Raw genomic sequence first — 19815 nt, 5'->3', positions numbered from 1 at the left:
CCCAGAGGGCGCCCGGAGGAGTCCCGGGGAGTCCCGATGGGTCCCGGGGAGTCCTGAGGAGTCCTGAGGAGTCCCGAGGCGTGAGGTGGTCGGCGGATGGGCTGGTGGCTGATCGACGCCGACACGCTCGCGCGCAGCCGGTTCGTGGTCTCACCGCTCGACGAGACCCTCGCGTGTCTGAAGATGCTGTACTTCGGTGCGGCCGGGCACCCCGGCGAGCGGGCCTGGCTCGACGCCCACCGCCCCGCCCACCTGCGCCGCATGGCGGCCGACCCGGTGACGGCGCTGCTCGTCGCCTCAGGCCTGGGCCGGGAGTGGAACGCCGACTTCCTCACCCCCACCCCGACGGAGGGCCAGAGCTTCGCGGACGGCATCGCGCGGATCCGGGCGACCGCCCCCGACGAGGCACGCGCCGACCTGGCCGTCTCCCTCGGCGGCACGCTCCCCGCCGCCCTGGACCGCGACGACCTGCCCGAACGGGCCGCCGCGGTGCTGGAGCAGGTCTGGACCGAGGCGGTACGACCGGACTGGGACCGGCGCCGACGGGTCCTGGAGGCGGATGTCGTCGCGCGGATCGCCCAGGTGAGCCGGGGCGGCTGGGCGGCCGCGCTCGACGCCCTGCGCCCCGGCACCCGCTGGCTCGGCGACGGCCGGCTCCAGATCAACCTGAACCCCTACCCGCCCCGCGACCTGGCCGGCGCCGAGCTGATCCTCGTGCCGATCACTCCGCAGCGGCACGGCTGGGTGGCGTGGGAGGAACCCGAGCGGTACGCGGTGATCTACCCGTGCGCGGGCGCCCTCGCCGACGACGGGGCCCGGCGGGTGCCCGCCGCCCTGGGCGCGCTGCTCGGGCCGGCCCGAGCGGGCGTGCTGGCCCTGCTCGGCACGCCCATGAGCACCAGCCAGCTGGTCGGCGTGACCGGGCAGGGCCTCGGCTCGGTCGGGCGGCACCTGCGGGTGCTGCTGGACGCGGGGCTGGTGCGGCGGCGCCGGGCGGGACGGTCGGTGCTGTACTCGCGGACGCCGGCCGGAGAGGTGCTCGTCGAGGCGGCAGGGGCTTCGGGGCGCCCGGGACCCGAGGTGTCCGGGCTCTGAGGTGTCCGGGCTCTCAGGGGTCCGGGCTCTCAGGGGTCCGGGCTCTCAGGCGGCCGGGACTCCGGGACTCCGGGACTAGCATCCGTTCCATGACGAGCTCACCGAACACGCGGAACGACGACAGCCTTCCCCTCGATGTGGAGATCGGCGCCCTGCAGGGCGGAAACGCGGACCTCGCCCAGTACGCGGGGCGGGTCGTGCTGGTGGTCAACGTGGCCTCCAAGTGCGGCTTGACCCCGCAGTACTCGGGCCTGGAGCGCCTGCACGAGCGGTACGCGGAGCAGGGGTTCACCGTGCTGGGCGTGCCCTGCAACCAGTTCATGGGCCAGGAGCCGGGCAGCGCCGACGAGATCGCGGAGTTCTGCTCGGCGACGTACGGCGTCACCTTCCCTATGACCGAGAAGGCCGAGGTGAACGGGGAGGGCCGGCATCCGCTGTACGACCGGCTGACCGGCTTCGCGGACGCCGAGGGCCACAGCGGGGACATCCGCTGGAACTTCGAGAAGTTCCTGATCGGCCGGGACGGCAAGGTCGCCGCCCGGTTCGCGCCGCAGACCGAGCCGGAGGCCGACGAGGTCGTGGCGGCGGTGGAGGCGCGGCTGGCGGGCTGACGCGAGGTGAAGTGAGGTGAAGGTGACGGAGCCCCCTCGGCAAGGTCGGCGCACTGGTCGAGAGGGCTCCGTCGGCGGTACTGGTGGAGCTGGCGGTACTGGTGGTGCGGTGACGCGGTGGTGGCGCCTGTTGGTGCGGTGATGCGGTGATGCGGGTGGACGGCGCGCGGAGGCCTTACTCCTTGACCGAGGTCACGAAGGCGTTCCACGCGTCCGCGGGGAACGCCAGGACCGGGCCCGCGGTGACCTTGGAGTCACGGACGGCGAGTGCCGCCACGAGCGGTGACCTGACCTCGACGCACGCGCCGTTCCCTCCGGAGTAGGAGGACTTGGTCCACGATTCCTGGGCGCCCTGAAGAATTGCCATGTCTGCTCCGATGGCGAGATGCTGAGTGCGGATTACGCCAATGACCTTTGATCTGTTTGATCTTTGGCGTGATCGACGCTACTCGCTGACCTCCCCGCACGGAGCAGCCATTCACTCGACCGAGTGGCATATTCCAGGTGGGTCTTCCAGTACATCGCAGCAGGGGTGTAATCTGCCGCCCGCGTTCGCCCCGGCCGCCTTTACGGGCCTCAGCGCGCGTATTCCTTCGCGACGTCCTCGATACGCTGCCGCGACTGCTCCACGTTCAGGGCCTGCGCCCGCAAGTGCTCGTACATCACCGTGTACTTCTGCACGTCGGGTGCCTTCTCCAAATACAGGTCGCTGGTGACGCCCTCGATGTAGACCACGCTGGAGTCGGCCGCGTCGGCGAACTCCAGGATGGAGTACTGGCCGTTGATGCCGGGGTGCGCCCCGACGTCGAACGGCAGCACCTGCACGGTGATGTGCGGCAGCTGCGACATCTCGGCGACGTGCTCCAACTGCTCCCGCATCACCTGCTTGCCGCCCACCACGCGGCGCAGGCTGGCCTCGTCGAGGACCACCCACAGGCGCAGCGGGTTGTTCTCGGCGGAGATGCGCTCCTGCCGCCGTATGCGGACCTGCACGCGCTTCTCGACGTCGGCGACCGACGTCTCCGGCAACGCCCCCTGGATGAGGGCCTCGGCGTACGCGCGGGTCTGCAACAGGCCGGTGATGATCTGGGGTTCGTACGTCCGCAGCGACTCGGCGTCGGTCTCCAGACCGATGTAGACGCTGTACGGGATGTCGCCGAAGGCGTGCCACCAGCCCTGCTGGCGCGAGTCCTTGGCCATCTGCATCAGCGAGTCGACGATCCGCTGGTCCTCGACCTCGTACACCCCGCACAGGTCGCGGACGTCCCGCTGGCTGATGCTGCGCCGCCCGTTCTCCAGGCGGCTGATCTTCGACTGCGAGACCAGCAGCCGCTCGGCGACCTCCTCGGCCGTCATGCCCTTGAGCTCACGGAGCCGGCGCAGCTCCTGGCCCAGCCGACGCCGCCTTACGGTGGGATTGACACTCGACGCCACGGGACGTGCACCTCCGGCTGCGTGACTCATACTTGCCACTTTGTGTATCTGCTGCTGAGCAGACTGCCACCAAGGTGCTTTCTACCGCTGGGAAACGGTCGATATGCGCCGCGTACACGCCAGTTCGGGGAGCCACCCTTCATGTGGCCGCGTGGGGCGGCGGAACCTTTCCGCAGAGTCCGGGCGTGCCGGACGTACGGTCGGGTCCCACCGCCCCGCGCGAACCTGCGGCTCCCGTGACCGGGCTTGGGGACTGGCGGTGCGGCGGTGCGTTACTGCGGTGGTGCGGACGTGCGGTTCTGCGGTGGTGCGGGCGTGCCGTACTGCGCGGTCGCGCGGTACTGCGGCCCGGTGCGACGGCTCAGTGGGCTGCCGCGCGCGCCATGGATCCGTGGCGCGGTTGCGCCGGAACACCGCGGGCGGGTTCCGGGGCGGGCCTCGCTCCGGGTCCCGCGGCCTGGCGGCCGGCCGGGGCCGGCGCCGGAGCACGGCGTGGCTGGGCCGCCGCGCCGTTCTGGACGTCCATCACCGCGTGCGCCACCAGGCCGCCCATGGGGTCGTGCCTGATGAGGTCCCGCAGCCGGGACCGCGACGAGCGTCCTTCGTTGCCCGGGTAGAGGTGCTTGCCGAGACCGACCGCATGGGCCAGCGCGGCGAGCGCCGCGGTCCGCGGGTCCGGCGGGACGCCGGTGCGGATCGCCGAGTCGAGACGGGCCTTGATCTCCCTGCTGATCGCCGTCTCCGTCGCCTGGTAGCGAGTCGTCGGCAGCACCCCGCACATCTGGCCCTCCACGGCATGCACCATGCCGCATCGCTCCAGGTGCGAGAGGTAGGTCTGGCGCAGCCCCAGGCGGGGTCCGCCAATCCAGTTGACCGCCCGTACGGGAGCGCCACGCCTTCGCAGCAACTCCAACGCGCAGTCCAGTGTTGGATCTCCTGTCGGCCGTGGGGCCACCACGGCGATACGATCCCCGTCTGGGGCTATCCGTCCGGCCAGCGCCAGCTCCACCAGCTGTGCTCCGGCCAGACCGAGGTCGAGCGACTGCGGCTGTGCGGTGGTACCCGTGGTCGGGTCCAGCGCCAGCAGCAGAAGCTCCTCCGGAAGTGTTCTGCGGCTCCTGCCCATCCATGCCTCCCCGCGTGGATGACAGACAGGGTGACCCCTCTCACATTGGTCTGTCGAGAGTGCGTGACCGGTTCGTAGTGGAACCAGTAGGTATGTCGTTCTCGTCTACCGCGTGGGTTACCCCCGTACACAGGACACTGGTAAATGGTTCCGGTACGGGTTCGGAGCGCGCACAGGTCGTGCGGCGCATGGAGGAGGCATCGGTGGCGGGCGAGTCCCCCGACAGGTCGAAGCAGCGCGAGTCGTCGGAAGAACCGACGTCGGGGAGCGCGGGTCCGGTTCCCGAAGCCAGGACCGGCGCGAGTGAGCCGCGCGATCCGCGGCTGCCGGTGACGCGGGAGGACGCGGAGCGCTCCACGGGATCGCCCGAGAGCCGCGGCGGCGTCGACACGGCCACACGCGTGCTGTCGGTACGCGAGACGGAGCACGGGACGGAGACGGAGGACGCCGCCTCCGGAGCCGGGGCGGGGGCGCCTCCGGAGCCGGACGCGAAGCCCGAGCCGGAGGCGAAGGCGGAGGCGAAGGCGGAGGCGAAGGCGGAGGCGGGGGCGGAAGACCCGGAGCCCTCCGGCACCGAGGAGTCCACCGCGGCGGATGCCGGGACCGATGCGCCCGGTACGGCGGACACGCCCGACGCGTCCGAGTCCGGCGGCGGCGAGGGTCGGCTGCGGAACGCCGTGGCCGCCTGGGTGGCCACCGCGGACGAGCGCGCCGCCGCCAACGCGCGGCTCCAGGACGGAGAGGCCGAGGAAGGCGCCGAGAAGGCCCCAGGAGGCGACGGGAAGCCCGCAGAGACCCCCGGTGCGGCCGAGGGCGCCCCGGGCGGCGACACCGAGGACTCCGCCGCTCCCGAGAGCGACGACGGCGACGGCGACGGCGGGGACGACACCGACGGCGGCGACCGGGACGGCGGGAAGCGCGAGGAGACCACCGCCCCCGACACCGCGGACGACGCCCCCCACACGGACGACGACTCCGACGCGGCCCCCGACCGGCCCGTCGACCAGCCCACCGCCGTGTTCAAGGCGCCGCGCCCCGACAAGCCCGCCGTCGACCAGCCGACGACGATGCTGAAGCTGGGCGACGCCGCCGCCCCGCCCAAGGCGGCGGACAAGCCGGACGTGCCCGGGAAGGAAGAAAAGGGCCCGAAAAGCAACAAGAGCGACAAGGGCGACGAGAGCGACAGGGCCGAGAAGCCCGACGAGCCCGGCAAGGGCAGCGCCGCCGACAAGGACGGCAAGGGCGACAAGGGCAGCAAGCCGGGTCAGCCCGGCCACCCCCGTGACGTCGAGCGGACCAGCAAGTTCGTGGCGCTGCGGCAGCCGGACGACCTCGCGGCGCGCACGCCCCCGGGGACGCCCCCGAAGCCGCCGTCCGGGACCCCCCGCACCGCTCCCACCAGCTCCCTGCCGTACGGCGGGTCCGAGCAGACCACGCAGCAGCCGGTGCCGCCGAAGCCGCCGCTGGACCTGCTGGCGGAGCTGACGAACACCCCGCCGCCGCCGGAGACCGCGCTGCGGACGACGGTGCGCCGGGTCAAGATCTGGACCCCGCTGGTGGTCCTGCTGCTGATCGTCCTCGCCGTCGTGCAGTCCATGCGCGACCTGCCCCGGCCGACGCTCGACCTGACCGCGCAGGAGAGCTTCACCTTCGAGGGCGGCAAGCCCCAGATCCCGTGGCCGTCCAGCGGGCAGGCCGCGCTCGACGTGCAGGGCATCGGCACGTTCGGCTCGTCCGGCGACCAGAAGCCGGTGCCGATCGCGAGCGTGGCCAAGGTCATGACCGCGTACGTCATCCTGCGCGACCACCCGCTCAAGAGCGGCGCCGACGGCCCGAAGATCAAGATCGACCAGACCGCGGAGGAGCAGTCGCAGGCCGGTCAGGAGTCCACGGTCGACGTCACCGCGGGCGACTCCATCTCGCAGCGCGAGGCCCTGCAGAGCATCCTGATCGCGTCCGCGAACAACGTGGCGCGGCTGCTGGCCCGCTGGGACGCGGGGTCCGAGAAGGCGTTCGTGGAGAAGATGAACGCCGCCGCGAAGGACCTCGGCATGGGCAACACGACGTACACCGACCCGTCGGGCCTGAACGACACGACGGTGTCCACGGCCGTGGACCAGGTGAAGCTGGCCAAGGAGGCGATGAAGGCGCCGGCGTTCCGCGAGGTCGCCGCGATGATGTCGTACGACGACTACAAGGGCTCCAACCACTCCAACTGGAACCAGCTGGTCGGCCACAACGACGTCGTCGGCATCAAGACCGGCACCACCACCTCCGCGCTCGGCAACCTCGTCTTCGCGGCGAAGAAGGACGTCGACGGCGAGACCCGGACGATCGTCGGAGCCGTGGTGCGGCAGCCGGCGGGCGGCGCGGACAACACCATCCTCGGTGCGGCCCTGGACTCCAGCGACAAGCTGATCCGGGCCGCGCAGGACACGCTGGAGTCGTCGACCATCGTGAAGAAGGGGACCGTCGTCGGGTACGTGGACGACGGCCTGGGCGGCCGTACCCCGGTCGTCACCACGCAGGACGTCAAGGCCGTCGGCTGGGCCGGACTGACCGTGAAGCTGACGTTCGACGCGGACGAGGTGCCGCACACGGCCGCGGCCGGTACCAAGGTCGGCAGCCTCACGGTCGGCGACGGCGGCACCAGCGGCGCGGTCAAGGTGCCGGTGGCGCTGCGGGACGAGCTGGTCGAGCCCGGGTTCTCGGACAAGCTGACCCGCCTGGGCTGACCGCCGGCCCCGCCCTCCCCCGGCGCGCGTCGCCTCCGCGCCTCGCGCCCCGCGGTCGCCCCCGCGGTCCTTCGACCACGGGGGCGTGCGCGTGCCGGGGGGCGCGGGAACGGAGGACCTCTGGAGGGCGTGTGACGCCCGTGCGGGGTAGCCGAAAGGGAGGAAGCCACGGCGCGCGGGTGCGTGCTAGCGTCACGAAACGGGGCAGTCGCCGGTCGCGGAACGGGACACGGCCCACAGCAGAAGACGGGACACGGGGAGTGCCTTCAGGTGGCCACTGCGGAGCCGACACGCGCCGACGACGCCGATCCGGGCCAGGGTGCCGACCCGGCAGCCGACCCTCGCCCGCGCGTGCCCGCGCCCCGCGGGGACGGCGCGGACAGTGGGCGCACGGGCGGCGACGGTGACGGCGCCGGCGACGGTGAGCCGGAGCGTGCCGGGGCGGAAGCGCCCCCGGCGGTGAAGGCGGCCTTCCTCGCGCTGCGCGAGCGCATGCTGCGCCACCCGGTGCTGTCGGTGACGGCTCTGGCCGCGGCCCTCCACATCGTCTGGTTCTTCACGTTCGCGAACAGTGGCGGCGACCTGGCCGCGCAGGACGCCTGGTCGGAGTTCGTCGGCCGGCACCCGGACTCGGCGTACAACCTCGCCTGGTACGGCGGCATGCACCCGGTGTCGTACAGCGTGGTCTCGCCGTACCTGATGTCGGTGCTCGGCGTGCGGACGACGATGATGATCGCCGGGACGCTGTCGGCCGGGCTGCTGACGATGCTCCTGATCCGCAGCCGGGCGGTCCGCAATCCGCTGTGGGCGTCGCTGACGGGCCTGTTCGGGCTGCTGTGCAACGCGGCGTCGGGCCGGGTGACGTTCGGGCTCGGCATGATGTTCGGGCTCGGCGCGGTCGCCGCGGTGTTCTGCTGGCCGCACCGCTGGCGGTACGAGCGCTGGGCCAAGGGGCTGTGCGCGGCTCCGCTGGCCGCGCTGTCCACGATGTCCTCGCCGGTCGCGGGGCTCTTCGTCGGCCTGGTCGCGGTCGCGCTGTTCCTGCAGAAGCGCCGCCCGGGCGCCTGGTCCCTGGGCCTGGCGCCGGCCGCCGTCGTCGCGCTCTCGGCGTGGCTGTTCCCCTTCTCGGGCACGCAGCCGATGTCCATCGGCTCGGCGGCCCTCCCGGTCGTGTACTCGGCGCTGGTGTACGCCTTCGTGCCGCGCGCCTGGAAGACCGTGCGGATCACGTCGGCGGTCTACGGCCTGTCCGTGCTGCTGGTCTGGCTGATCAGCTCGCAGATCGGCTCCAACATCACCCGCCTGGCGATGCTCTTCACCGGCGTGGCACTGGTGGCGGCGCTGCCGTTCACGGTGCGCAAGTCACGCAAGTGGTACGCGCTCGTGGTGTCGATCGTCGGTTTCGTGGGCTGGATCGGTGCCGCGTCGGCCAACGACATCGTCCACACCACGCCGGCCGCGTCCTGGGCCCGCGAGCTGGCGCCGCTGGTCAACGAGCTGCAGCAGGTCGGCGCCGAGCGCGGCCGGGTGGAGGTCGTGCCGGCCCGCTCGCACCGGGAGGCGTCGGCGCTCTCGCCGTACGTCAACCTGGCGCGCGGCTGGAACCGCCAGGCCGACATGGAGCGCAACCCCCTCTTCTACGACGACACCCTCAACTCGGCGAACTACCACGAGTGGCTGCGCCGCTGGGCCGTGCACTTCGTGGTGCTGCCCAAGGACGAGCCGGACGGGGACGGCGGCGAGCGGGAGCGGGAGCTGGTGCAGCGGGGGCTGCCGTTCCTGAAGCAGATCTGGGGCGACGACAACTGGCAGCTGTTCCAAGTGACCAACCCGACCCCGCTCGCGGAGCCCGACGCGGAGGTCCGGCGCGCCGAGCAGGGCGAGTGGACCATCGATGTGAAGGAGCCGGGGCGCATCCTCGTCCGGGTGCCGTACTCGCCGTGGCTGAGCCTGGTCGACGCCGAGGGCAACAAGCTCGAACCGCCCGAGGAGACGGAGGCCTCCAAGAACGCGCCGGAGGGCACGCCGAAGACGTACGAGAACGTCAACGGCTGTGTCACGGAGACGGAGGAGACCGCCGAGGGCGACCAGTGGACGCTGCTGGTGGCGCCCAGGGAGGGCACCTACCGGCTGGCCGCGCCGTACGGGCTGAAGCGGGGCACGCCCTGCCCGGAGGAGCTGCGGTAACAGCCCCGGGAAAGGTCCGGGGAAGGTCCGGGAAGGTCCGGGAAGGTCCGGGAAGGTCCGGACAGAGGTTCAGATAGATGAACCGAGGTCAGTGAGCCGAACCTTTTTACCCCCTCTTGACCTTCCCCTTCCTTGTCGTGCCCGCGTCGACGCAACCACGATGAGCGGGCACTTCGCTGCCTGCCTCGCCCCTACCCCGCTCGTGCGAAGTGCCAACCAGCTGAGCGGAGTTCACAAGGCGGACCCCGGAAGGGGGGCACATGAACGGTCTCGACTGGTCCGTGCTCATCGGCTACTTCGCGGTCATGGTGGCGATCGGCGTCTGGTCCCACAAACGTGTGGACGACGTCAGCGACTTCTTCACGGCCGGCGGCAAGATGCCCTGGTGGCTGTCCGGCATCTCGCACCACATGTCGGGCTACAGCGCGGTGATGTTCACCGGTTACGCCGGCATCGCCTACACGTACGGCGTCACGTCCTTCGTGACCTGGTCGTTCCCCATCGCGCTCGGTATCGCCATCGGCTCCAAGCTGTTCGCGCCGCGCATCAACCGGCTGCGCTCACGACTGCACGTGGCCTCGCCCCTCGAATACCTCAAGAACCGGTACAACCTGCCCACCCAGCAGGCCCTGGCCTGGTCCGGCATGCTGCTGAAGATCGTGGACGTGGCCGCGAAGTGGGCGGCCATCGCCACGCTCCTGTCGGTCTTCACCGGCATCACCCTCAACCAGGGCATCCTGATCACCGGTGTCATCACGGGCATCTACTGCACGATCGGCGGCCTGTGGGCGGACGCGCTGACCGAGCTGGGCCAGTTCGTCATCCAGCTGCTGGCCGGCATCGCGATGTTCGTCGCCGTGGTGCTGAAACTCGGCGACCACGGCGGTTTCTTCGGCGTCTGGGACGAACCAGAGCTGCAGGGGCACGCGGAGCCGCTGGTCGGCCCGTACGGAACGGTGTTCCTGCTGGCCTTCCTCTTCATCAAGCTCTTCGAGTACAACGGCGGCATGCTCAACCAGGCCCAGCGCTACATGGCCACGAAGAACGCCCGCGAGGCCACCCGGTCGGCGCGGCTGTCGGCGGTGCTGTGGCTGGTGTGGCCGCTGGTGCTGTTCTTCCCGATGTGGATGTCGCCGCTGCTGGTGGAGTCCCAGAAGGCGGACGGCTCGGACTCCTACGCCCTGATGACCGAGCAGCTGCTGCCGCACGGGCTGCTCGGCCTGGTGATCGTCGGCTTCTTCTCGCACACCATGGCCATGTGCTCCTCGGACGCCAACGCCATCGCCGCGGTCTTCACCCGTGACGTGGCGCCGGTGCTGTCGAAGCGGGCGCGCGGCTGGGGGCAACGGTCGGGGCTGCTGGCGGCACGGCTGACGACGGTGATCTTCCTCGGCCTGTCGATGGCGGTGGCGACGCAGGTGGACTCGCCGACGTTCAAGGACATCATCACCGTCGTGATCAAGTGGGTCGCCGGGCTGATGGGCCCGATCGCGATCCCGATGATGCTCGGTCTGCTGCGGCCCTTCCGCCGCTCGGGCCCGACGGCCGCGCTCACCAGCTGGGCGCTGGGCCTGGTCGCGTTCTGGCTGGTCAACTACCCGATCAACTGGAGCGTGGACGGCGGGGTGCCGCTCGAGTACCAGGTCTCGGTCCCGCTGGCCGTCTCGCTCGTGCTGTACATCGCGGTCGGCTACCTGAGGCCGGAGGACACCCCGGAGCGGCTCGCGATCATCGAGCGCGTCAACACGGACGGGGACGACGACGCCACCGGCACAGCGGCCGCGGTCCCGACGCCCGCGGACGGTGCGGACGACGTGGTCGGGCGGGGCAGCAGCCGCGTGGGCGACTAGCGCCGGAAGGGGACAGGGAACCGGGAGGTGGCGCGCTACCCGCGCGGGTAGCGCGTCAGCCAGCCCGGGGACGAGCCCGCCGGGCCGTGCAGGGCGGGGCCCTGCGTCATCTCCATCGCGAAGTCGTCGGCCAGTTCCAGGACGGTCGGGCGGCCCTCCAGTTCGGCCAGCCAGGCCGGCGGCAGGGCCGTCTCCCCGTGCAGGGCGCCGAGCAGGCCGCCGGCGAGGGCGCCGGTCGCCGCGGAGGGGCCGTCGTGGTTGACGGCGAGCCGCAGACCGTGCCGTACGTCCTCGCCGACCAGGGCGCAGTACACGGCGGCGGCGACCAGGCCCTCCGCCGTTCCCCCGCCGATCAGCGCGGACACCCGGCCCGGCGCCGGCATGCCCTGGCGGACCGCGCCCAGCGCCTGCTGGAGGGCGTCGGTCACGGCCTGGTGGCCCGGCCTGGCGGCGAGCAGCGCCAGCCCCTTCTGCACGGCGGCGTCCAGGCTCTCCCCGCGCGCCAGCCCGTGCACGATCACGGCGTACGCGCCCGCCGCCAGGTAGCCGGTGGGGTGGCCGTGGGTCTGCGCCGCGCACTCCACAGCGAGCTGGGCGACCAGCTGCGGCTCCCAGCCGACCAGGAGCCCGAACGGCGCCGAGCGGGCGGCCGCCTCGGGGCCGCGCTCGTCGGGGTTCTTCGGCGCCTCGGGCGTGCCCATCGTCTCGTCGCCGAGGCCGAGCAGCAGCGCGCGCGGCGCGTCCCGGCGCACGTACAGCCACTCCTCGTGGGCCAGCCAGCCGTCGTCCTTGCGCCGCAGGTCGGGCCCCCAGTCGCGCTGGGTCGCGATCCAGCGCCGGTAGGCCCGGTGCAGGTCGGTCGGCGGGTGCCAGGCACCGGTGTCGCGCCGTACCTGGGCGCGGATCAGCCCGTCCACGGAGAACAGGCTGAGCTGGGTGAGGTGGGTGACCGCACCGCGCCGGCCGTAGGCGGAGGCCAGGTCGGCCAGCCCCTCCGCGCCGTGCGCCTCCCGGATCCCGTCGAGGCCGAGACCGTCGACGGGGGCGCCGAGCGCGTCCCCGACGGCCACGCCGAGGAGCGTCCCGCGCACCCGGCTGCGGAAGTCCTGCTGCTCGGTACGTCCCCAGACGGCACCGGCTGTCGCGCCCACCAGGACCTCCCTCCGGCACTGTCCACAGCGCTGCTGCCCACGTCACTGCGTACATCACCGCGCACGTCACTACTTACGTCACTGTCCGTACGTACGACTGTCGTACGTGCGACGTCCAGCACTGTATGCGAACAGGAGCGCTCCGTTCAGGGCTGGAACGGACCGTAACGGTGTGGAAACGCTCACGGCCGGGGGTGGTGCCAGGTACACCCCGGATCCGCCGCCTGACACCATCGAGCGGACGACGGGGCTGCGAGAGGCTCAACGAGTCGCGAGAACAGCCGTGTTGCACCCGCCGGAAGGAAGATCCCCCGTGTCCGCTCGTCTCCACACCCCCTCCGTTCCCAGCGTCCCGGGCACCCCGGACAAGCCGAAGCGGCGGCGCGGGCGCGTGCTGTCCGCGGTCGCCGCACTGGCGGTGCTGGGCGGCGGACTCGCCGTGAGCGGCTCCCTGGCCTACGGCTCCCCGGGCGACGCCGGTCCCCGCGACGCCGTCGGCCGGGGTGCGCAGGACCTGGTGCGCGAGGACGGTTTCCCCGCCGCGCTCGCCGCCGTCGAGGACCGGGACGGGCGCGTGCGGGACTACACGGCGGGCACCGGCGACCTGGAGACCGGCGCGGCCGTGCCGGTGAACGGCCAGGTCCGGGCGGGCAGCAACACCAAGTCCCTCACCGCGGCGGTCGTCCTCCAACTGGTCGGCGAGGGCAAGGTGAAGCTGGACGAGCCGATCGAGACCTACCTGCCGGGTCTGGTGCGCGGCGACGGCATCGACGGCAGCCGGATCACCGTGCGCAACCTGCTCCAGCACACCAGCGGCCTGCCCGACTACGTCCAGTCGCTCGGCATGGACCCGTTCGAGATCCGCGACACGTACTACAACCCGCGCGACGTGCTCGACCTGGCCCTGAGCCAGGGGGCCGCGTTCGAGCCCGGCGCGAAGTGGCAGTACAGCAACACCAATTACGTCCTGGCGGGCCTGCTCGTCGAGAAGGTCACGGGCCGCCCGTTCGGCGAGGAGATCACGAACCGGATCATCGAGCCGCTCGGCCTCACGGACACGTACTGGCCGAGCACGGGCGAGCGCGGCCTGCGGGGCGAGCACCCCAAGGGCTACGCCGCCGCCACTCCGGGCGCGCCGCTGAAGGACATCACGCGCCTCGACCCGTCCCAGGCCTGGGCCGCCGGACAGCTCGTCACCACCCCGCGCGACCTCAACCGCTTCTTCTCGGCCCTGCTCGACGGCGAGGTGCTGGGCGCCGCCGAACTGAAGGAGATGACGACCACGGTCCCGGTCACCGAGGGCGCCCCCGCGCCCGGCACCGGGTACGGCCTGGGCCTGTTCAGCACGCCCCTGTCCTGCGGGACCGAGCTGTACGGCCACGGCGGCTCCATCCACGGCTACGAGACCTACGGCGGCGCCACGAAGGACGGCCGCGCGGCGACCGTGGCGACCACGGCGCTGTCCAGCTCGGTGGCGGCGGACCCCGAGGACATCGTGGCGGCCCACCAGCACGTCTACGACCTGGTGGACACGGCCGTCTGCCAGTAGCCGGCGAGCGGTCACCGCGCGGGAAACGGGCGGGGACGGCGTGATCACGATCCGCGAACCGGGGCACGTGGGGCCTGCGGGACCTGGGACCATCGCTCCCATGGCCAACACCTCACGAAACAGCACCCTTTCCCTCGCGGCCACCGTGCTGACCGCCGTCCTCGCCCTCTACATAGCCCTCGTCGCCTTCGGCAACATCACCGACTTCGGTACGAACCGGGACTTCGTGCGCCACGTCCTGGCGATGGACACGACGTTCAAGGACGACGACCTGATGTGGCGGGCGATCACGAGCAGAGGTCTCCAGGACACCGCCTACGTGGCGATCATCGTCTGGGAGACGGTCTCCGCGGTGGCGCTGATCTACGCGACCTGGTTGTGGATACGCCGGGACACGGCGACCGCGCGGCGCATGACCACGTACGGCACCCTGATGCTGATGCTGCTCTTCGGCGCCGGGTTCATCGGGATCGGCGGCGAGTGGTTCTCGATGTGGCAGTCCGGGGACTGGAACGGGCTGGAGGCGGCGACGCGGGTGTTCCTGCTCAGCAGTGTCGTGCTGATCGTGACGCACCTGCCGTCCGACCGGCCGGAGACCACCGGACCGCGGTGACCGCGGTGACCGCGGCGGGCCGGCATCGGCCCCGGCCACGGTGACCGTGGCGGGCCGGGAGGCCCGGTCGCGGTGACCGCAGTCACCGCGGTGGGCCGGTCTCAGCCGACCACCGTGACCGTCGTGCCGGAGCTGCCGAACTCCCAGAGCGCGTCGCCGTCCGCCTTGGGCAGCCGTATGCCGCCCGTCTTGGTGCCGGCGGCGGCCGGGGGCGGCGAGGAGCCGTCCACGGCGTTGGAGAAGGCGACCCAGAGGCCGTCCTCCTGGGTGAAGTACATGATCTGCTCGATCCGCACCCCGTCGGAGCCGGTGGTCGGCTCCTGACGGCGGGTGCCGACGCTGTACTCGCCGGGGCCGGGGTCGACCGTCCCCGGCCACACCTTGAAGGACCGCCGGGTGGTGTCGCTGGCGTCGACCAGCCACACCCGGTCCTGTCCGACCGAGTACACGACGCGCCGCCCGGTGCCCGAGTCCGCCGGCACCGCGGCCGGCGCGGTCTCCTTCGGCGAGGGCTTCGCCCCGGCCGACGCCGACGGGCTCGGCTTCGTCGCCGCGGCGGTGGGCTGGGGTCCCCGGTCCGCCTGCACGGCCAGGACGGTCACCGCCGCGATCGCGCCCACGGTCAGACCGGAGACCCACGCCCATGAGGGAAGTCGGGCAGGCACGGGCACGCATCTCCTCAGCTGTGGAAACCCCGACACACCGGGGGTCCGATCATCTTACTGCGAGCGGCCCATGTCTCCCGCCGTCGAGAGGGCTCAGTCCAGCACCGGCAGCAGCTCGGGCAGGTGCCCGTCCGACTCCCCCGCGGCCCGCTGCCGCTCCTCGCTCACCGGGCCGTACAGCGTCGTGCGCGGCCGTGCCGGTCGGCCCGCCGCGTCCGCGACGGCGATCAGGTCCTTGACCGACTTGTACGACCCGTACGACGAGCCCGCCATCCGCGAGATCGTCTCCTCCATGAGGGTGCCGCCCAGGTCGTTCGCGCCCGAGCGGAGCATCTCCGCCGCGCCCTCCGTGCCCAGTTTCACCCAGCTCGTCTGGATGTTGGGGATGTGCGGGTGCAGGAGGAGACGGGCCATCGCCGTCACCGCGCGGTTGTCGCGTACGGAGGGGCCCGGCCGCGCGATGCCCGCCAGGTACACCGGCGCGTTGGTGTGGATGAAGGGCAGCGTCACGAACTCCGTGAAGCCGCCCGTGCGCTGCTGGATCCCGGCGAGCGTGCGCAGGTGGCCCAGCCAGTGGCGGGGCTGGTCGACGTGGCCGTACATCATCGTGGACGAGGAGCGCAGGCCCAGCTCGTGGGCCGTCTCGATCACCTCGATCCAGGTGGCCGCGGGCAGCTTGCCCTTGGTCAGGATCCAGCGGACCTCGTCGTCGAGGATCTCCGCCGCCGTGCCCGGGACCGAGTCCAGGCCCGCCTCCTTCGCCGCGCCCAGCCACTCGCGGATCGACATCCCGGTGCGGGTCGCGCCGTTGACGACCTCCATCGGCGAGAAGGCGTGCACGTGCATGCCGGGGACGCGCTCCTTCACGGCCCGCGCGATGTCGAAGTACGCCGTGCCGGGCAGGTCCGGGTGGATGCCGCCCTGCATGCAGACCTCGACCGCGCCCACGTCCCAGGCCTGCTGGGCGCGGTCGGCGACCTGGTCCAGGGAGAGCGTGTAGGCGTCGGCGTCCGTGCGACGCTGGGCGAAGGCGCAGAAACGGCAGCCGGTGTAGCAGACGTTGGTGAAGTTGATGTTGCGCGTGACGATGTACGTGACGTCGTCGCCGACGACGCTCTTGCGGACGTCGTCGGCCACTCGGCACAGCGCGTCCAGGGCCGGGCCGTCGGCGTGCAGCAGGGCGAGGGCCTCGTCGTCGGTCAGTCGCGTCGGGTCGTCGGCCGCCGTGGCGAGGGCGGTGCGGACGTCGGTGTCGATGCGCTCGGGCACCATGCCGGGAGCGGCGGCCTCGCGCAGGGCGCCCCAGTCGCCGTACACCTCGTCGAAGTCGTCGCGGCGGTCCGACGTACGGCCCTCGGTGTCGATGGCCGTGTGCAGGTCGGTGCGGCCGCTCGCGGTGAACGCCTCGTCCGGCTCCTGCCACGGGTGGCCCTCGACCACCGCGTCCGCGCGGGCGAGGCCCGTCGCCGGGTCGGCGAGGGCGGCCACGTGCGGGCGCAGCCGCGGGTCCAGCCAGGGCTCGCCGCGCCGCACGAACTCCGGGTACACGCAGAGGCGTTCGCGCAGCTCGAAGCCGACCGCCCGGGACTTCGCGGCGAGTTCGTCGATCTGCGGCCAGGGGCGCTCGGGGTTGACGTGGTCGATGGTGAGCGGGGAGACGCCGCCCCAGTCGTCGATGCCGGCGCCGATCAGCCGCTCGTACTCGGCGTCGACCAGGTTCGGCGGGGCCTGGAGGCAGGCGGCGGGGCCCATGATGTGCCGGGCGACGGCGACCGTGGCGACCAGCTCGTCCAGCTCCGCGTCCGGCATGCCGCGCATCGCGGTGTCGGGCTTGGCGCGGAAGTTCTGGATGATCAGCTCCTGGACGCCGTGGTAGGCGCGGGAGACCTTCCGCAGGGCGAACAGCGACTCCGCCCGCTCCTCGTACGTCTCGCCGATGCCGATGAGGACGCCCGAGGTGAAGGGGACCGAGGAGCGGCCGGCGTCCTCCAGGACCCGCAGCCGGACGGCGGGCTCCTTGTCGGGCGAGCCGTGGTGGGGGCCGCCGGGCTCGGACCACAGGCGGGTCGCGGTGGTCTCCAGCATCATGCCCATGGAGGGTGCGACGGGCTTGAGCCGCTGGAAGTCCGTCCAGCTCATGACGCCCGGGTTGAGGTGCGGGAGCAGGCCCGTCTCCTCCAGGATGCGGATCGAGATGGCGCGGACGTACGCGATCGTGTCGTCGTACCCGTGCGCGTCGAGCCACTCCCTGGCCTCGGGCCAGCGGTCCTCGGGCTTGTCGCCGAGGGTGATGAGGGCTTCCTTGCAGCCGAGGGCGGCGCCCTTGCGCGCGATGTCGAGCACCTCGTCCGGCGACATGAACATCCCGTGCCCGGCCCGGCGCAGCTTGCCGGGGACGGTGACGAAGGTGCAGTAGTGGCACTTGTCCCGGCACAGCCGGGTCAGCGGAACGAAGACGCTCTTCGAGTACGTGATGACGCCGGGGCGTCCGGCCGCCTCCAGGCCCGCGTCCCGGACCCGGGCGGCGGACGCGGTGAGCGCGTCGAGGTGCTCGCCGCGCGCCTGGAGCAGCACGGCGGCCTCGGACACGTCCAGGGCGACGCCGTCCCTGGCCCGTTTGAGGGCGCGACGCAGGGAGTTCTCGGTGGGGCCGGCGGGGTCGGCGGGTCCGGTTCCGGAGGTCGCGGAAGTCGTCATCCTTCGAGGATACGAGCGGCGTGATCAGGGCGGGGGTCCCGTCCGTGTGACCCTCCGCGCGGTTTCCGGCCCTCAATGTGCCGCAATGTGCCACACCCCTTTTCTTGCACCGGAGTTCACGGCTCAATACGAGGGTTGCACGCACCACCCCTGCACCGCCGATGTCACGCGAGCGACGCCACGCGAGCGATGCCACTCAAGCGATGTCATGTCACTGACGACACTGGGAGCAGCAGCATGTGCGAGGACGACCACGGGCACGAGTACGGACGCGACCACGGGCACGATCACAGGCAAGAGCGCACCGGGATCGGCAGGCGCGCGGTGTTCGTGACGGGAGCCGCCGCGGCGCTTACGTCGGTAAGCGTGAGCTTCGCCTCGGCGGCACCCCGGGAGCAGCGGACGAGAACCGTGCGCGGCACGCTGCCGCCCGGCTCCCCCGACTTCGTGTACGTCCCGGTCGAGGTCCCCCGGGGCGTGCGCGAGATCCACGTCGCCTACACCTACGACCGCCCCGCCGTCCCGGCCGGCACCCAGGGCAACGCCCTCGACATCGGCCTCTTCGACGAGCGCGGCACGGAGCTGGGCGGCCGGGGCTTCCGCGGCTGGTCGGGCGGGGCGCGCACGGAGTTCTCCGTCCGCGCGGACGCCGCCACGCCCGGCTACGTCCCCGGGCCGGTGCGGCCGGGCACCTGGCACATCGCGCTCGGCCCGTACACGGTGGCGCCGCAGGGCCTGTCGTACGAGATCACGGTCACGCTGACCTACGGCGAGCAGGACGAGGCCCCGCGCCCGGTGTACCCGCCCGAGCGCGCCGCGGGGCGGGGCCGCGCCTGGTACCGGGGCGACTGCCACCTGCACTCCGAGTACTCCGACGGCCGCTACACCCTCGCCGAGATCGCGGAACTGGCGCGGGCGGCGGGCCTGGACTTCATCAACTCCTCCGAGCACAACACGCACTCGGCGCACGCGCACTGGGCCGGCCTGGCCGGAGACGACCTGCTGATCCTGCTCGGCAAGGAGGTGACGACCCGCAACGGCCACGTCGTCGCCCTCGGCACCGAACCCGGCACGTTCGTCGACTGGCGCTACCGGGCCCGCGACAACCGCTTCGGCCGTTTCGCCCGGCAGATCCGCCGCGCCGGGGGCCTGGTGGTGCCGGCCCACCCGCACGCCACCTGCATCGGCTGCAACTGGAAGTTCGGGTTCGGGGAGGCCGACGCGGTCGAGGTGTGGAACGGCGCCTACACGCCCGACGACGAGGTGGCGCTGGCCGACTGGGACGGCATGCTGGTCGCGTCGGTGCGCGACGGCGGGCGGGACTGGATCCCGGCGATGGGCAGCAGCGACTCCCACCGCTCCCCCGACGTGATCGGCCGCCCGCAGACCGTCGTCCTCGCCGACGACCTGACCCGCGAGGCGATCCAGGACGGCATCCGCGCCGGCCGGTCGTACGTCGCCGAGTCCTCGCAGCTGTCGCTGTCCTTCACCGCGTCCGGCGGCCGGGGCGAGCACGCGGGCATCGGCGAGCGGCTGCGCGTGGCGGACGACACGCCGGTCACCGTCCGCCTGGAGGTGACCGGCGCCCCGCGCTGCACGGTGCGCCTCGTGACCGACCAGGGCGTGCTGTTCACCGGCGATCCGCTGCCGGTGTCCGGCGAGGGCGTCGTGGAGTGGCGGACGACCGCCTCGTACGCGGCGTACGTACGGGCGGAGATCCGGCACGAGACGGCGGCGGGCCCCGTGCCGGGGGCGCTGGCGGCGTTCACCAACCCGGTGTTCCTGGGCCGGTAGCCACCGAGCGCCCTCCCCGGCGCCGGCCAGGCCGCCCCACTCGCCGCCCGACGCCCCACCCCGCCCGACGTCAGCCCGGCCGCGCCACTTGCCGCCGGTCCGGTCGCTCCCCGGGGGGGGTCCGGTCACCTCCCGGGGGGGGCCAGTCGCCTCCTGGGGTGGGTCAGGCACCCCTGGGGTGGTCCTTGCCCCCCCCCGGCGCGGGTCCGGTCGCCTCCTGGCGCGGGACCAGTCGCCCCCGGCGTAGATCCGGTCGCCCTCGGCATAGGTCCGGTCGCCCACCGCGTGGGTCAGGTCGACCGCCCGCC

14 protein-coding genes are annotated in these 19815 nt (G+C 72.4%); 8 read left to right on the top strand and 6 right to left on the bottom strand.

Going from position 1 to position 19815, the window contains the following annotated elements; all coding sequences use genetic code 11:
* Window positions 1-96: 96 nt before the first annotated feature.
* Window positions 97-1095 carry an ArsR/SmtB family transcription factor gene (locus IG94_RS0130350; RefSeq protein ID WP_031044472.1) on the top strand — a complete coding sequence of 333 codons (999 nt, stop codon included), beginning with the start codon at window positions 97-99 and terminating at the stop codon, window positions 1093-1095.
* Window positions 1096-1184: 89 nt separating this feature from the next.
* Complete coding sequence (locus IG94_RS0130345) at window positions 1185-1706, top strand: glutathione peroxidase (protein ID WP_031044470.1); 522 nt, start codon at window positions 1185-1187, stop codon at window positions 1704-1706.
* Window positions 1707-1881: 175 nt separating this feature from the next.
* Here IG94_RS0130345 and IG94_RS0130340 read toward each other — a convergent pair whose 3' ends face one another.
* From IG94_RS0130340 to IG94_RS0130330, 3 genes are all read right to left on the bottom strand, one after another.
* On the bottom strand, window positions 1882-2073 hold the full coding sequence (locus IG94_RS0130340) for a DUF397 domain-containing protein (RefSeq protein ID WP_031044468.1): 192 nt from the start codon (window positions 2071-2073) through the stop codon (window positions 1882-1884).
* Window positions 2074-2282: 209 nt separating this feature from the next.
* Window positions 2283-3140 (bottom strand): helix-turn-helix domain-containing protein, encoded by an 858-nt coding sequence (locus IG94_RS0130335; protein ID WP_031044465.1) that lies wholly within the window; start codon window positions 3138-3140, stop codon window positions 2283-2285.
* 361 nt (window positions 3141-3501) lie between these two features.
* Complete coding sequence (locus IG94_RS0130330; protein WP_031044464.1) at window positions 3502-4266, bottom strand: GOLPH3/VPS74 family protein; 765 nt, start codon at window positions 4264-4266, stop codon at window positions 3502-3504.
* Between the two features lie 188 nt (window positions 4267-4454).
* Here IG94_RS0130330 and IG94_RS0130325 point away from each other — a divergent pair, with 188 nt between their 5' ends.
* The 3 genes from IG94_RS0130325 to IG94_RS0130315 all read left to right on the top strand — a co-directional run bounded on the left by IG94_RS0130325 (window position 4455) and on the right by IG94_RS0130315 (window position 11038).
* The gene (locus tag IG94_RS0130325; protein ID WP_224326472.1) at window positions 4455-7001 is read left to right on the top strand and encodes a D-alanyl-D-alanine carboxypeptidase; all 2547 of its coding nucleotides are present in this window, start codon (window positions 4455-4457) and stop codon (window positions 6999-7001) included.
* Between the two features lie 270 nt (window positions 7002-7271).
* On the top strand, window positions 7272-9188 hold the full coding sequence (locus IG94_RS0130320; protein ID WP_031044457.1) for a DUF2339 domain-containing protein: 1917 nt from the start codon (window positions 7272-7274) through the stop codon (window positions 9186-9188).
* Window positions 9189-9448: 260 nt separating this feature from the next.
* Window positions 9449-11038, top strand: coding sequence for a sodium:solute symporter family protein (locus IG94_RS0130315; RefSeq protein WP_031044455.1), 1590 nt, complete (start codon window positions 9449-9451; stop codon window positions 11036-11038).
* Between the two features lie 35 nt (window positions 11039-11073).
* Here the strand turns inward: IG94_RS0130315 and IG94_RS0130310 are convergent, their stop codons facing one another.
* Window positions 11074-12189: an ADP-ribosylglycohydrolase family protein gene (locus tag IG94_RS0130310; RefSeq protein WP_031044452.1), complete on the bottom strand. Its 1116-nt coding sequence runs from the start codon at window positions 12187-12189 to the stop codon at window positions 11074-11076.
* Window positions 12190-12502: 313 nt separating this feature from the next.
* Between IG94_RS0130310 and IG94_RS0130305 the strand changes: the two genes are divergently transcribed.
* Together IG94_RS0130305 and IG94_RS0130300 are read left to right on the top strand one after the other, a co-directional pair.
* A complete protein-coding gene (locus IG94_RS0130305; RefSeq protein WP_031044449.1) occupies window positions 12503-13738 on the top strand; it encodes a serine hydrolase domain-containing protein in 1236 nt (411 codons plus the stop codon).
* A gap of 100 nt (window positions 13739-13838) precedes the next feature.
* On the top strand, window positions 13839-14351 hold the full coding sequence (locus tag IG94_RS0130300; RefSeq protein WP_031044447.1) for a DUF2165 domain-containing protein: 513 nt from the start codon (window positions 13839-13841) through the stop codon (window positions 14349-14351).
* 101 nt (window positions 14352-14452) lie between these two features.
* On the opposite strand, the gene IG94_RS0130295 is transcribed toward IG94_RS0130300, so the two are convergent.
* Together IG94_RS0130295 and IG94_RS0130290 are read right to left on the bottom strand one after the other, a co-directional pair.
* Complete coding sequence (locus IG94_RS0130295) at window positions 14453-15016, bottom strand: hypothetical protein (protein WP_031044444.1); 564 nt, start codon at window positions 15014-15016, stop codon at window positions 14453-14455.
* Window positions 15017-15109: 93 nt separating this feature from the next.
* Complete coding sequence (locus tag IG94_RS0130290) at window positions 15110-17713, bottom strand: bifunctional FO biosynthesis protein CofGH (protein WP_031044442.1); 2604 nt, start codon at window positions 17711-17713, stop codon at window positions 15110-15112.
* Between the two features lie 237 nt (window positions 17714-17950).
* Between IG94_RS0130290 and IG94_RS0130285 the strand changes: the two genes are divergently transcribed.
* Complete coding sequence (locus IG94_RS0130285; protein ID WP_031044440.1) at window positions 17951-19507, top strand: CehA/McbA family metallohydrolase; 1557 nt, start codon at window positions 17951-17953, stop codon at window positions 19505-19507.
* The last annotated feature ends 308 nt before the right edge of the window (window positions 19508-19815 follow it).

It is taken from the genome of Streptomyces olivaceus, assembly GCF_000721235.1.
Taxonomy (GTDB): domain Bacteria; phylum Actinomycetota; class Actinomycetes; order Streptomycetales; family Streptomycetaceae; genus Streptomyces; species Streptomyces olivaceus.
Note: the sequence above shows the minus strand (reverse complement) of the source record. Positions and strands in the feature narration are given on the sequence as shown.